This is a genomic window from Dehalobacter sp. DCM, from assembly GCF_024972775.1.
Lineage (GTDB): Bacteria > Bacillota > Desulfitobacteriia > Desulfitobacteriales > Syntrophobotulaceae > Dehalobacter.
The window spans coordinates 2,116,340-2,130,926 of sequence record NZ_CP092282.1 but is presented as its reverse complement, the minus strand read 5'-3'; the positions used below and the strand labels follow the sequence as shown (position 1 = coordinate 2,130,926).

The window sequence follows — 14,587 nt, the reverse complement described above, 5'->3', positions numbered from 1 at the left end:
TCCTGCCATCGCCAGTCATTCTTGTGTTTTTCGTGGTAGTCAAGCACTTTAGACACGATCAAATTCCTCCTTTTACTTTGATCCCATAACCATGGTGAATTTTTAGAACAAATAAACAATGACTGTTAAGGTTATCAGTTCATGTGCTTATCTCCTCTTGTCAGGCAGAGAATGCAAAAAGCATGCCTAATACAAATTCGCAGGAATTCTCCCTATTTAAAGTTTATCTTGGAAAATACTTTACATTTTCTTAAATCAAAGTGATGCATTTCTCAATCCGTTCGCATCAAAAATACTTTGGTTTTTTTCATATTGATTTTGATAAAAAAGCAGCGTTCGAATCCCCTTGAAAGATTTCGTTTAATCTTTTAAAGGTGGTTTTCGAACAAATTTATTCCCAATATAGTAGAAGCCTTCTCTGGCTAAATCCTCTTTCGTCATCGATAGATCGCTAAGAATTTGATTAAAATTCTTTCCTTGTACGGCTTCCTTGTTGAGAAATTTGAACTTTTCAGTCTCACTTAATTGCAAATACTCTTCTCTTCCCACAAAAATCCCTCCGTTTTCCATAAGTAATTTTTTAAATCTTTTAAATCCACTAAGTCTGAAAAAGATTTAGTTTATCTTCCCCCTCCTCACTAAGTAATTGATTAATTGCCTTATAGTAACAACAGAAAAAACGCAGCTTGCTGTCCTTCTACCGCTTTAAGGAAAATGCATTGACGGGGGGACAAGGGGACGTAGAACTTTGTCTCCTTTTATTAAAAGGGGACAAAGTTCTACGTCCGCTTGTCCCCCTTTACCGATTATTGATTATTTAGCGGCAATTTTTTCGGTTGAAACATATTTTGCCGGTGTGGTTTTATCTACAACAAACACGATGACTGCACCTACTACCAGGCAGATCGCAGCAAGCAAAATAGAAGGTCTTCCGAAACTGTAGGTTCCAAAGTATTTGAAAAGAATAGGCTGGATAAACTGCCCTACTCCCAAGCCGACATAAGCAATGGAGATAGCCGCCGCTCCTGCGGAATAAGGCACTAATCCTGAAAGCTTAGTCACAAACGTCGGCATGGCGCACCCTAATCCCATACCGTAAATAAAGATACCCACGGTAAACGTACTGGCATTGTGCGTACTGTAGCATAAAAACATCCCTGCCGCCGACAGCAGAAAAGCAATAGGAAGCAAGGCAAATTTAATAGCTTTAAAGATCCACCCGAAGGCCACAGACATAATAAAAGAGGCTACCGTGATCATGGCAAAAATACCGCCGATTTGGGCCGGGGTAGCCATCCCTTCCATGATGAGGACCGGAGCGCCGTTCGTGGGCATAACGACCCAGAAAAACATATAATAGGCAACCATAAATCCGACAAGATAGGCTTTTCCCGGCAGCTTTGCGCGGGCAGACACTTCGGTGATTCCTTCCTGAGCAGCCATTTTTTCCTGTCGATTAGGCTCGGGAAGGAAAGCAAAAGCGACACCAAAGAAAAGAATTGCGATAAGATAAGCATAAAAGGTATAGGTCCAGTTGAGGCCCGCGAAATATCCGCCCAGCAGCTGGAATACAACACCGCTGAGCCCAACGGTGGCGGAAACAAATCCTTGCATGGTATTTCTCTCCTGCCCTTCGAAAAAGTCGATGACAAGGTCGGTGGAGAGAGGTAAGCATATCCCGTTACCGATACCAAGTATGGCTCGCAAAACCAAAATAACCCAGATATTGCTGTGGAGCAGAGCCGGGCCGACACCCCCGATAATGAAGGTGGCTGCACCAATATACATCAACGTTCTTTTTTTCATGCCCATATCCAGCAGCTTGGCATAGACGATGGGAGTTAAGGCCATAAAAAGTGATGGTACAACGACAATCATCTGCACCAAACTTGGAGCAACGTCCGGCATGCCAGCCATAATGGTCCCCAGTGCCGGTGATGTCGCACCATTACCTGAATCGCACATTGCGACACCTAAAATAGCAAGTTTAACCAGGTTTCTGTTCACTTGTTTCATTCTTACACCTCTTTATTCTTAGTGTTATTAGAACGAATCTCCCCTTTGATACAAACCTTTTTCCTTAACTACCAAACTGAAATAACCCAGTTGTCCTCCTTCCATATATTTTTTGCTACTTCATGGTGTGAATCGTGTTGTGAAATACCTTCGATGTCTTTTGATACGCGAGTATAAATGCAAAAAACAGGCCAGAGAAATACGTATGGAAAAGACGGTAATGACAATTGAAATTTCATCTCATCCATTTTCCTGAAATTCATATTGATACTTGGATATCGTTGTTTTTGACAGATTGATACTTCGCTGTGTCTAATTGACGCTAGCGTATAAATAGTTTATTAAGAATGACTTCTAACCAATTTGCTAAATAACAATGCACAAATAAAACTGGACTCCATTAATGTGGAATCCAGTCCAAAATCACGTGAAACACGATCATCATCGTCATAGCTAACTTTCTTTATTGGTTTCATGATTAGTAATAATGCACAACTGATCGGCTTCTGTGAACCGTCTATGTTCTTATGGTACTACAAATCATCGTAAGTGGAGTACATGATATTTTACGAATGCCTTTCCACAAATTACTACGCTTGATTGTATGGTTAGTTATCGGCATAAACATTGGTACCTGATTCACTGTATCGTGTTCCTTGACTAGTTAAGATTTCATAGCTATTCGTTTTTGCCGTTGCCCTTCGTTTTCTTAATAGCAAAAAGACGGAATACAGAATTAATCCGATAAAGTTGAGCAATGCAGCGATAATAAAAGCCTCTGTGTAAATGCCGTTATTTGCTTCAACAACATTGGAAGCTAAACGCGGGCCAACAAACGCAGCAATGGCTACAGTCATAAACATCAGGCCATAGTTGATCGGAAGATTATTCGACCCAAATAAATCTGCCGTCAGAGGTGCCATAATAGACAAAAATCCGCCATAACAAAAGCCAATAACAACAGTAACTGCAACAAAGGGTCCAAAACTGCTTATCCCAGTCAATACTGCCATTCCCGCTCCGCCTAACACCACCAGGAGAATAATTACCGGATAACGTCCGATTTTATCAGAAATTACACCCCAACCAATTTTGCCCAAGGTCATCGCAACTGCCAGGATACTGACAATGGCTGCCGCAGCTGCTGGTGATATATCCAAAATTTCTTGAGCCATTGGCGAAGCATGGCCAACGGTCATCATTCCGGTAATTTCACCTAGAGTAAAAGTAAGTGCCAGCGGCCAGAATAAAGGGTCTTTCAGCATTTGTTTCCAATTTTTATCCGTCGCTGCCTTTGCTTTTGTCTTGTTGTGATCAGGTATCCATCCATCAGGTTTAAAACCAAAAGGACATGTCTTAACTAAACGAGACAAAAGCACAATTATTACTAAGAAAACAATACCAAGCATCTTCATAGTTGTCATGATGCCATAATTAGCAAGCAAAGCTACTGATACCGGGGCCCATACCACTGGTCCTATACCGTATCCTGCGGAAACCAGCCCGGATATCAAACCAGATCTTTCCGGAAAAAATTTGACCATATTACTCATGGTTCCGCCCGGATATACTGCTCCCAGACCTATTCCGGCGACAACAACGCAGATATACAGTTGGGTCAGGGACTGAATAAAACCAATACAGGCAAGTCCGCTGCCAAAAAGGATCCCTCCAACCAGAATCACTGTCCTGGGTTGAAATTTGTCCTGAGCTTTACCTACAAGTATTGCTGCAACACCTCCTGTGAACATCAGAAGTGTAAATGATAACGCCGTATCTGTAGCTGACCAATGAAATAAGCTGATTAGCGGTTTAAGGAAAACACTCCATGAATAGGCTAAACCTGCACACATACTGGCTAGGATACACGCAACAAGCGCTACCCATCTTTGAGACTCTAATTTCATCGTTAATCCTCCAATAATTGATCCATTAATTTTGGAAATTTATTTCTATTGCTGAGTTTCCTCTGCCCATCTCCTTCAACCTTATACCGATTCCTTCGGCAGAGTTCTAAGTTTACAGGTTACAAGTGTTCCGGCTTTAGAAGGTCTTTCAGCCTTTTTGTATGTGATACCCTAAATCCTTAATGATTTCGGATATTATAGAGCCTCAGTTCGATTTTTGTAATGAACCGAGGCATATGTTCATAACGTTTGAATAATCAATTCTGTACTTGGGTTCTTCCGCCGGCTTTTCAGGATACCATCAGTCGAGGGCGACAAGGACCATTTTGGGGTGTTGATAGCCGGTGTGAGATGGGCTTTCTCCTTGGCTTTGCCATACATATTTCCGAGATAGACCCAATCGCCTTCTTTGCTTCCGAGGTTCTTCACGGTATCCGGATGGCTCTCGCCGATTGGGTCCGCGTGATTTTGCGCAAGCTCGGAAATTGCCTGTGTTCCGAATGGTAAGAAGGCTTCATCTGATGTTCGGGGTCACCTTTGAGACCAGCTATGATAGTCACGGTTAATCTTTAAGAAAAACAGGCTGGTAAGCTTAGCGGCTGCCCTGTATAGACGACAGCCTCTTCCTCGCCCCGCATCACTCTCAGCGCCCCGGCAGCGAGAGCTTCCATCTCAAATTCGCCTGCCATTACTTCTATCGGTGAAATCCACCCGATATACTCTTTCAGTGTATCTACCAGATATTTGCTGTGTGAAATTCCACCGGTAAGCAGGATCGCATCCACATTGCCCTTTAAGACGCATGCACAGCTGCCGACGCTCTTCGCAATCTGATAAATCATCGCATTGTAGACCGTTTCCGCATATTTATCGCCGTCGATGATCCTTTTCTCTACTTCCTTAGCATCCGCTGTACCCAGGTGGTCCGTAAGGCCGCCCTCTTTATTCAGTTTTGAGACGAGTTCTTTCTCCGTATATTCTCCGCTGTACGCCATTTTAATGACTTTTAAATAAGGCAGTGATCCCGCTCTAGTCGGTGCCATAGGACCGTCGCCATTCATGATGTCGTTAGAATCCACCATTTTTCCCTTGCGGTGAGCCGTGACAGAGATTCCTCCGCCGATATGACAAATGATCAAATTGATTTCATTGTATTTTCTTTCTTTTGCAGCACAGTAACGCAAGGCGACTTCCTTCTGATTCAACGCATGTATTCTGCTCTCCCTGTACAAGCCTTTGACGCCGGAAATACGTGCGATAAGGTCAAATTCATCGACATCCGGCGGGTTCACTACAAAGGCATGCTTCCCGTAACGATCCGCAAATTGTTTGCATATTTGTGATGCCAACTGGGCCGGGTGCTGTCCGCTCATTCCTTTGCTCGCATGCTCCGCCAGTTTTGCGGTGACCTCGTAGGTTCCTCCTGCGATAGGGACTAGCCCCCCGCCGCGACCTACGAAAATGTCGATATCGCTTATCTCAGTGCCTTTAAGAGCTAATTCTCTTTCCACCATGTCCCTGCGATATGGCAGTTGCTCCTGCACCTCTTTAAAGCATTTCATTTCCTCAGGTTCATGAGATATATTCGTGTTGAATATTTCTTCTTCGTTATTGAAAAGTGCAATTTTCGTTGATGTTGAGCCAGGATTAATGACCAATATCTTGTAATTCTTATCCATCGTAACCTCCTAAAAGCTGCCGGCCGTATAGGCTGCCAGAGCAATAGAATAGTATTTGTCTGATGCTTCGGCAGACCTTGAGGTGAATATTATAGGAACGCTGGCCCCGACCACAATACCTGCCGTCTGCGCTCCGGCAAAGCCAGTAAGGCATTTTACAAGCATATTTCCGGAAACTATATCCGGAACCAGAAGTAGGTCCGCATCTCCCGCTACCGGACTCTGATATCCCTTGATCTTTGCTGCTTCTGCACTCGTGGCCAAATCAAACGAAATCGGTCCTTCTACAATACACTGGGAAATTTCGCCTTCGGCATTCATCGTTTTCAGGACATCGGCATCGACTGTCTCGGGCATTTTGGAATTTACTTTTTCCACTGCCGCCATGATTGCCACTTTTGGTTTTTCAACCCCAAGACCGAGAAGTACTTTGACTGCATTGAGCAGGATCTGTTTTTTTCCTGACAAATCCGGGTATGTGTTCAATCCCATGTCGCTGACAGCAAAAAGTTTGTGGTATTTCGGCGTCTCATAAAACCCCACCAAAGACAGTAATCCTCCTTTGGTGAGACCGGTTTCCTTATTTACAACAGCCTTCATGAATTGGCCCGATTCCAATTTCCCTTTCATTATGGCATTGGCTTTGCCTTCTTTTATGAGGGTAATCGCTGAACACAGCGACTCCTCGGCTCCGGAGGTATTGACGATGTTAAAGTCATCTGCCACTTCCCCCAATTCAACCAGCATTTCCTTAATTCTTTTTTCATTTCCAATCAGGAAAGGAATCATCAACCCATCCTTTTGGGCTTGCACAACAGATTCCAGCGTATGCTCATCATGAGCCTCCACAACTGCAATCACTGTTTTTTTCTCCATTTTCTGAACCTGTTCTGCCAGTTCTTGAAAACTCTTTATTTGCATGACACACTCCCGTTAATTCTTGATTTGCTCTGCAAAAGTGCGGTTTATCACTAGATTACAGCAAGTAATTCCCGCCGCCTGCCATACAGAACCTTCTTCTTCTGACAAAGGATTGGGGACCAGTCACTCCTTCTCCCGTCGGTGTGGCAATTGTAGGTGCATTCGTGCCACTGCCGCCGATGCCGAAGGCGGCCATCGTCCCGCCGTTCTGCACAAAAATAGTTGTGTTAATTCGTTTTCCGAAAGCTGTCACCCGATTAATGTCATTTGACCAGATCGAAGCAGAATGCTTGTTATCATGCTCCGCTATAACGGCTCTTTCCATTGCTTCCTCAAAGTCTTTGCATCGTACTACTGGGATAATAGGCATCATCTGCTCCGTCTGAACCAAAGGGTCGTCGTTTTGTGCTTCAAAGATCACGATCCGGGGATCACTCTCTATTTCAATGCCGATGTCTTTTAAGATCACCTTTGCATACTTTCCAACATACTTTTTATTGGCAGCGTAGCCTTCTTCCGGAGACGGAACAACACAGATCTCCGTCAATTTTTTTCCTTCCTCAGAACTTACCCGGAAAGCTCCCGCATCTTCCAGTTCCTTCATAAATGCGTCAAAAACCTGATCGACGACAAAAATTTCTTTCTCCGCAATGCAAAGCAGGTTATTATCGAAGGAGGATGACCCGTATATTCCTTCGGCTGCCTTCTTCAAATCTACCGTTTCATCAATAATCGAAGGAGGATTTCCTGCACCAGCGGCTATGACCTTTTTCCCGGAGGACATCAGTGTCTTAACCATTGCCGGTCCACCGGTCCCCACCAATAATTTCACCGAGGGATACACCATGATTTCGTCAAGAGAAGCCAACGTCGGCTCGCCTGCCATGGTAAACAGGTTCAGAGGTCCTCCTGCCTCCGTAATCGCTTCGTTCACGAGATGAACGGTTTCCGCCGAAGTTTTTTTTGCGAAAGGATGCGCATTAAATACTACAGCGTTCCCCGCTGCCACATTGGCAATCCCATTTCCGATGATAGTGGCTGCGGGGTTTGTTACGGGAGTGACCGCGCCGACAACGCCAAAGGGAGCGTAATATTCAACGGTCAGCCCTTTATCGGAAGCGTACATGTTATGCGGAATGGCTTCCGTACCCTGGGACAGCATAACAGCGCCTGTATTTTTTGCGATTTTATCCTCCAGCCTGCCATAGCCTGTCTCGTCAAATTCCATCTGCGCCAACCTTTCCATGTTGGCCATGATTTTTGTTCGAATACTTCCAATAAAGCGATCCCGGTCCTCCATTGTGTATTTTTGCACCAGTTCTTTTTGGGCGGCGGTAGCGGCGGCACATGCCTCTGTGGCTGTTTTAAATACTCCTAATTGCATTGTCTTATCCTCCTTTTTTTTCTTAACACTTTTCACAATGTGATCACTAACTTTGTTTCTATTTAAAGTAAATCAGCAATCACAGTGATAAGGCCCTATTTAGGACGAAACTGTTAAATCCTGTTAGTAGTTCCAGCCTGGGCCGGCACACCATAAGCTTGCATGATATCAGCTAGATATAGAATTTTTTCTTCTCTTATTTTTCTTTCAACCGAGTTAGCATCTTGCATCGGATAGACCATTCCGAGTGAATGATATTTTTCTTCCCCTAACGGGCGATATGGCAGAAGCTGTACCTGTAACATACGGTTCTGCAAATCATTCACAATAAATTCAGCGGTTGCCCGGACATTTTCTTCACTGTCGTTAACTCCAGGAACAATCGGGACACGAAGAATTAACGGCTTATTCATCGCCACAGTCTTTTTGATATTATCCAGAACCAGTTCATTGCCTGCACCGGTATAGGTCTTATGAATGTCCGCATTCATATGTTTAATATCTGTAATGATTAGATCAACAAATGGATATATGAAATCCAGTACTTCCGATCGATAATGCAGGGATGATTCCAGACATGTATGAATCCCACTTTTTTTGCATTGTTTCAGAAGTTGCAGAGCAAATTCCCATTGCATCAGAACATCACCGCCCGACAGGGTTACACCACCGCCGGATTTTTCATAAAAGTCACGATCCGCTTCGATGATCGCCATGACTTCAGCTACCGACATGTTTCTGCCCCAACTTATCAAAGCATTCGCTGGACAGCTCTCCGCACACTTCAGACATCCGGTACATTTTTCCCTGTCAACTTGCCAAACCGTGTTGTCCTGAATCAGAATTGTTTCGGGTTCAGGACAAACAGCCACGCAATAACCGCATTTATCAAAACCGATACACCGTTCTGAATATACCCCTACCTCACGTTCTGTATTTAAACTTTCCGGGTTGCTGCACCACTTGCACCGCAGTGGACAGCCTTTAAAAAATACTTCTGTTCTTATTCCCGGACCGTCATGGATCGTATACCGCTGGATATTAAAGATGACGCCCTTTATATCAAGCTCAGTCAAAAGACAATTCACTTCTTCCAATAATGTCATCCTGCAGCTCTTTACTTAGTTCGACAAAGTAAGCACTGTATCCAGCAACCCTAACTAACAGCCCCTTGTATTCTTCAGGATTTGCCTGAGCTTTCAGAAGTGTTTCCCGATTGGCTACCGTAAACTGACTATGCATTCCTTTTCTTTGGACATAAGTGTCCAAAAGGGCTATAAGGTTGTCACGTCCGGTTTGGCCAGATAAAGCCGTCGGTGAGAATTTCCAGTTCAGCAGTGTTCCATTTGCCGCTCTACCATGGTCCATCTTGGTAACCGACTTGCAAATTGCAGTCGGACCGTTAAGATCATGCGCTGCGCGGTGGGTATGAACTGCTCCCATACAGTCTGAAATGGGTTCATTAGCTTTGCGCCCTTCGATCGAAGCCCACTGTAATCCACCGAGTGCGACGTTAACAGCGACCGAATATATTCCCGGTTGGAACACGCCGCCACGCGCATTCGGACGTTTTTCTATATATTTGCAGTAAGTGTCCATCGCCAGCTTGGTCAGCTCATCCGCATAGTCATCATCATTGCCATAATGATGCACTTTCTCACTGTTGACCAGCGCGTACAAAGGTTCGTGTCCTTCCCAGTTCTTTTTCGCTGCTTCAAGCAGCTCGGCCCCGCTGATTTTCTTTTCTTCAAACACCAGTTGTTTGATTGTTGCCAGTCCGTCTCCGACTGTTCCTATTCCAACGCCCTGAGGTCCGGTGAAGTTGTATTTTGCCCCTCCTGCGGTGACATCAACACCATTATCAATGCAATCATCCATCAGCAGCGACAGGTAAGGTAATGGTTTTATTGCTTGATGGGCTATGTCGACGGCATTTAAAACCGAAACAAGTTTATCGCACCAATATTTCATCTGTTGATCAAAGGCATTTAAAACCTGATCAAACGACGTAAATTCACCTAAGCTTCCGGTCTTTATGCCAAGTTGCATACCTGCACCAGCACACTGACAGAATCGCGGGCAGCTCGGACCGCATTCCAGGCATTGGCCATTATTGATTGCGAGTTCCAAAACCTTCGCTATATTAAAATAAGCCGCATCATGCCAGCCATATTCTTTTCCCGGAGCATCCGGTTCTACGCAGCCGACAACCTGATAGTCCCGGCAATCCTCCAAAGAGCGGCCATAGTTCAACATACTTGGTATTGTCACATCATCATTAAAGATTTTAGGCTCGCCGGTCCCAATTCGGATAACATTGGCCAATTTAACCTTCAATTGCCAGGGCGTACTGCCATGAAGTCTGACCGCCAGCCATGGCGTCGGTATGCGTGTATGGGCTATCGCATCCAAGACCATAAAGGTCAAGTCGTTGGTACCGTCCAGCCCGTCCTTCCGAAGTCCGCCAACGGTTAGTGCCGGACCGCCTATACCACCATTGGCAAAGATATTAATACTCACATGATCTCTTACTTTGTTCATATCCCAAATTTTAATATTGAAGCATTCCAACAGCTCCTGCATAAATTCCCGCGTTGCTGTCCCCTTGCGTAAATCATTCAGATAGTAAGGATACATATACTGATCAAAGCGCCCATAGGAAATCGAATGGCCGTTGGATTCCATTTCGATGATGCAGGTTGCTAAATGCACAAGCTGTATTGCTTCCCAAAAAGAGCAGGGTGGGTTCTCAGAAACCCAATCACAGTTTGCAGCAATCTGTAACAACTCTTTTTTCCGTATGGGTTCTGTTTCCACCTCGGCTAATTCCTGGGCCCGACGGGAGAAACGCAGTATATACTCAATCGCCGCATCGCAAACGATTAACTCAGCCTGATAAAACGCCTTCTTTGAAATGTCCTCTGGTAAAGATGTGTCCAACTGCTCCATTTTCTCCTGAATTTGTTTTCGTATACCACCGAAACCAAGTTTAAATAGCTTTTCATAATTTATACCCAGATGACCGGCTCCGGAATAAATATACGATGCGGCCAAGAAGAGCCCTTTTCCCATATGGGATCCTTTTAACTCTTCATCAGACAATAACGGTACCGCAACGTCTTCAATACACTGGCCCTTCCAAAAATCTTTGATGCCTGTCAATTCATTCTGGGTCTGTTCGGAATACGTGAAATAATCATGCGTTCTCTTATCACTGTACCCCATCAGTCCTTGTTCCATTTCCTCAACGATCCAATTCAGGCCAAATTCCGGAAACACAGGGGCTGCCTTTTTATCACATCCGAGATTCCCGACAATTAACTCATCCTCATATACATAAATTGGTACGTTACGCAGCATACTGGATACACCCTCAGCACACTTTATTATCTGGGGCGATCCGGCATATTTCTTATACGTTTCTGTAACAAGCAGGGCTCTATCAGTAACAATAACGCCGTTTGTCGTTTTCTGGGTCTTTGCCAGTATCTTGTTTACCCTGGGAAAAGGAGACGTTTCCTCCATCATGCCGGACGCACCGACACCCCACTCCTTATCATACGGTTCGATTGCGCACGGCTTTGCATTCAAATCTTTTTCGAACGTATTATTTACAGTATCCATACTCTTTCCTCCTCGCCTAGCTGGTCATCTCCATATACTGTTTTGGTAAACATGAGATCAATTAACTTAATCAAACAAATTACTAATTAAAAGTATTATTAATCTAAAAACCGCTATAATCTCTGACGATTAAAAGTATACGGTCTTACCCAATGGAAAACATCACTCAAACTGGACGGATAATTCAAAGGATTTCCGACTATTTATTATTTAGAAATGCTGCTTTTAAAATAAATGAGGCGTAATCGAAACATCGCTTCGATACACCTCATCAAGTAAAACCCTATTATTGACTACAAATCCTATTTTTTTATTAGTGGCATCTTTCCATTTAATTCCATTTCATCGGCTACTTCCTTCAATCCCATACGGTCATAGGTTTCACGCGTCGGCCAACCGGTTTCCTTATCCCAGCCACGTTCGGCATAGTATAAGTCGACCAGGTCGTTCCATTCATCCCAAGTCACAGTCTCACCCCAAGGATCGGGATACTGCATGATAGGGAAGATCGCATTGACTTCCAACTCACGCGTCCGTTCGTAATTGCGGATGATGATTGCCCGGAACAGGTTCCGGGAGCGCTCTGCTGCCAGGTTCATTTCTTCTTCGCTCATTGGAATCCCAGTGGCTGCAGTAAACATTTGGGCTTCCATGTCAGTCCAGAACAGATCCGGGCTCTGCCAATCACAGCAGGTTACGGAATCCTTCATTTCCGCTTTATGTTCACCCATAATAACCCCGCGTGCCGTCAACACACTACGGCACGGGTCATCCTTTAACTGGAGATAGTTTTCAAATGTATCATGATGGTGTTGGATCGTCTGCGTATCACGGGTCGCTGTCATCTGATGCAGGTTGGTAGCTACCCACGCCGGTTTTGCAATGGAGGCTTCAAAACCGCGTCCCTGCCAATGCACACTGTGTCCCCAGGCAGTTTCCAGACTGATTGGAAGATCTAGCTGTTTGTCGATCATCCGGGAATAACGGCCGTGATAAATGGTATCACCAAATTTCTCCTTGCCCAAGACGCGAATAGCCCTAGCCATTCCTTCCGCCAGCAGGTTTCCGTAATAACCTTTTCGATAGACGATCATATCTATCAAATAACGCACAAATTTTTCGGACTCAACATCAATCTCCATACCAAAATCGATATCCGCAAAGACACCTTCTTTTTTACCCATCGACAACCAAGGTAAAAGCCAGATGATAACATCCCATTTATCGATGCCATACTCATTGCAGAGGTCATTGATAACATTTCCCTTATCAAAGTCATGTTTCCAAAAATCGAGGATATCGCCAGGGCCAGGTGCAAATTCCAGCTCAAAGTACGGATCACTCGTATCCGGCGGATCGACTTCGCGGCTAAGCATTTTACAGGCAGGATAATGATTCTGCTCAGTTTGAAAAACGCCGCCAACGCCGCCTGGCCCGCCATAAGGAACGTCCTGGCTGAATCCAAAGGCGAAGATGCTGACACATTTCTCGACATGATTCACTTTCTCCTCTTTAAACGCTGATTTCATGTCCAGCATTAGACACATGCAGTGCTGGTTACAGCCGTAACTGCAGGCAACCTGGGCTCTTTGCCAGCCGCCGGAGACCTCTGACTGTGCGCCTGGAACCCCATGATGTGTTTCCTGAATAATTGGTCTTTGGATCATTGGCGGATGCGACATTTTCTTGCGCAACTCAAGCACTTTATTAATATCAGCCGGTACTACCGTGCCGGTTCCGCGAACTGTGATGGCTTTCAGGTTCTTAGAACCAAACACCGCGCCAAGTCCGGCTTTAGCTGCTACGTTGTCGTTGCTGGTCGTGACACTGGCGTTGCGCATCAGGTTTTCTCCAGCGGGACCGATGACAATGCTTTTTACATCTTGGCCATGGATTTCTTCTAGTCTTCTTTGAGTAGCATGCACTAATTTCCCCCACAGGTTTCGAGCTGACAGAAATTTGATTTCACCATCTTCAATATAGAGATAAGTTGGTTCCGCAGCTTTGCCTTCCAGGATGAAGCCGTCAAAGCCCGCAAATTTCATTTCGGCGCCAAACCACCCGCCGATACCGCTCCAGGCATACTGCTCCGGGAGGCTATTCGGGGATATCGAGGTAAATACAGTTCGCCCGCCGGTCGGGATCCCTGTTGCTGTCGTCGGACCGGTCATATAAATAACTTTATTTTCAGGATCAAAGGCATTGGTTCCGGGTTTGACCTCATCCCAAAATATTTTATTGCACACACTTCGGCCACCAATATATTTAGGCACATAGTTGGAAGTCGGTATAATGGAAACCGTACCGTCTGTTAAGTTGATCCGCGCGATTTTGCCGACATAGCCATAGAGTTTATCCATAAGAAAGTACCTCCTCACATTAAAGTTTGTTTCTCTTAGCAATATAGGTCTTATTTATCACTTAAGCTGAGACAGGATACCTGGCAGTATTGCACACAAGCAGGACCTTCAGGACGGGTGCGGCATAGGTCGCATTTTTTTGCTTTACGTTTGGATTTATCCGTACTCTTAACATAATTGATACGCGGCGGGTCAAAAACACAGGCTTTAATGCAGCGTTTACAGCCAATACAATTTTCTTCATTAATATAAACAACACCATTTTCATCCAAACACATGGCGTGATCTTTTCGAGCACACGCCTCATAGCATGGATGATCAGAACAATGCTGGCAACTATGAATGACAGTGACCATTGAGTGCGTGCCTTTTTCCATAAAGATCCGGTTGTAACAAGGACCGACCACCCCGTCGTGAGCGAGGGTGCAGACAATTTCACAGGCGTTGCATCCCGCACAGAATGAAACATCCGAGGGTACCTGAACGATATGCCTGCCGTAAGTCCGTGCAGTGATTGTGTTATCTTCCATATTTCTCACCTTATAATGCCTGGAATTACGCATTACCTTTCAAAATATTTATTTCACAAGTTAAATCCAAAGAATATTATATGCCGATTCAAGTGAGGAATCAGTAGTCGAACAAGTCGGATAAAGGTTTTGATTTCAAGCTAGTATTCTCTATACAGTTAAGCGA

General features: G+C 44.7%; 11 protein-coding genes. All 11 read right to left on the bottom strand.

Annotation, left to right across the window (positions count from 1 at the left end):
* Positions 1-360: 360 nt before the first annotated feature.
* The 11 genes from LPY66_RS09925 to LPY66_RS09875 all read right to left on the bottom strand — a co-directional run bounded on the left by LPY66_RS09925 (position 361) and on the right by LPY66_RS09875 (position 14,421).
* Positions 361-549, bottom strand: coding sequence for a hypothetical protein (locus LPY66_RS09925; RefSeq protein WP_337987908.1), 189 nt, complete (start codon positions 547-549; stop codon positions 361-363).
* Between the two features lie 264 nt (positions 550-813).
* Positions 814-2,016 carry an MFS transporter gene (locus LPY66_RS09920; protein ID WP_337987907.1) on the bottom strand — a complete coding sequence of 401 codons (1,203 nt, stop codon included), beginning with the start codon at positions 2,014-2,016 and terminating at the stop codon, positions 814-816.
* Positions 2,017-2,624: 608 nt separating this feature from the next.
* The gene (locus tag LPY66_RS09915) at positions 2,625-3,923 is read right to left on the bottom strand and encodes an L-lactate MFS transporter (RefSeq protein WP_337987906.1); all 1,299 of its coding nucleotides are present in this window, start codon (positions 3,921-3,923) and stop codon (positions 2,625-2,627) included.
* Positions 3,924-4,163: 240 nt separating this feature from the next.
* The gene (locus tag LPY66_RS09910; RefSeq protein ID WP_337987905.1) at positions 4,164-4,352 is read right to left on the bottom strand and encodes a hypothetical protein; all 189 of its coding nucleotides are present in this window, start codon (positions 4,350-4,352) and stop codon (positions 4,164-4,166) included.
* A gap of 140 nt (positions 4,353-4,492) precedes the next feature.
* A complete protein-coding gene (gene buk / locus LPY66_RS09905; RefSeq protein ID WP_337987904.1) occupies positions 4,493-5,602 on the bottom strand; it encodes a butyrate kinase in 1,110 nt (369 codons plus the stop codon).
* A gap of 9 nt (positions 5,603-5,611) precedes the next feature.
* Positions 5,612-6,523, bottom strand: coding sequence for a bifunctional enoyl-CoA hydratase/phosphate acetyltransferase (locus tag LPY66_RS09900; RefSeq protein ID WP_337987903.1), 912 nt, complete (start codon positions 6,521-6,523; stop codon positions 5,612-5,614).
* Positions 6,524-6,578: 55 nt separating this feature from the next.
* Entirely contained in the window at positions 6,579-7,943 is a 1,365-nt protein-coding gene (locus LPY66_RS09895) for an aldehyde dehydrogenase (protein ID WP_337987902.1), read from the bottom strand.
* Between the two features lie 77 nt (positions 7,944-8,020).
* Positions 8,021-8,995, bottom strand: coding sequence for a glycyl-radical enzyme activating protein (locus LPY66_RS09890; RefSeq protein WP_337988061.1), 975 nt, complete (start codon positions 8,993-8,995; stop codon positions 8,021-8,023).
* Complete coding sequence (gene hpfG / locus LPY66_RS09885) at positions 8,976-11,531, bottom strand: (2S)-3-sulfopropanediol dehydratase (protein WP_337987901.1); 2,556 nt, start codon at positions 11,529-11,531, stop codon at positions 8,976-8,978. Before hpfG ends, LPY66_RS09890 begins: the two co-directional genes overlap by 20 nt.
* Before the next feature lie 302 nt (positions 11,532-11,833).
* Entirely contained in the window at positions 11,834-13,891 is a 2,058-nt protein-coding gene (locus LPY66_RS09880; protein ID WP_337987900.1) for an aldehyde ferredoxin oxidoreductase N-terminal domain-containing protein, read from the bottom strand.
* Between the two features lie 50 nt (positions 13,892-13,941).
* The gene (locus LPY66_RS09875; RefSeq protein ID WP_337987899.1) at positions 13,942-14,421 is read right to left on the bottom strand and encodes a 4Fe-4S dicluster domain-containing protein; all 480 of its coding nucleotides are present in this window, start codon (positions 14,419-14,421) and stop codon (positions 13,942-13,944) included.
* Between the last annotated feature and the right edge of the window lie 166 nt (positions 14,422-14,587).

What these genes read in the sequence shown, in the direction of transcription:
- LPY66_RS09900 (WP_337987903.1), bottom strand. Translation starts at nt 6,523, where the DNA reads ATGCAAATAAAGAGTTTTCAAGAACTGGCAGAACAGGTTCAGAAAATG.
- LPY66_RS09875 (WP_337987899.1), bottom strand. Translation starts at nt 14,421, where the DNA reads ATGGAAGATAACACAATCACTGCACGGACTTACGGCAGGCATATCGTT.
- buk (WP_337987904.1), bottom strand. Translation starts at nt 5,602, where the DNA reads ATGGATAAGAATTACAAGATATTGGTCATTAATCCTGGCTCAACATCA.
- hpfG (WP_337987901.1), bottom strand. Translation starts at nt 11,531, where the DNA reads ATGGATACTGTAAATAATACGTTCGAAAAAGATTTGAATGCAAAGCCG.
- LPY66_RS09920 (WP_337987907.1), bottom strand. Translation starts at nt 2,016, where the DNA reads ATGAAACAAGTGAACAGAAACCTGGTTAAACTTGCTATTTTAGGTGTC.
- LPY66_RS09915 (WP_337987906.1), bottom strand. Translation starts at nt 3,923, where the DNA reads ATGAAATTAGAGTCTCAAAGATGGGTAGCGCTTGTTGCGTGTATCCTA.
- LPY66_RS09880 (WP_337987900.1), bottom strand. Translation starts at nt 13,891, where the DNA reads ATGGATAAACTCTATGGCTATGTCGGCAAAATCGCGCGGATCAACTTA.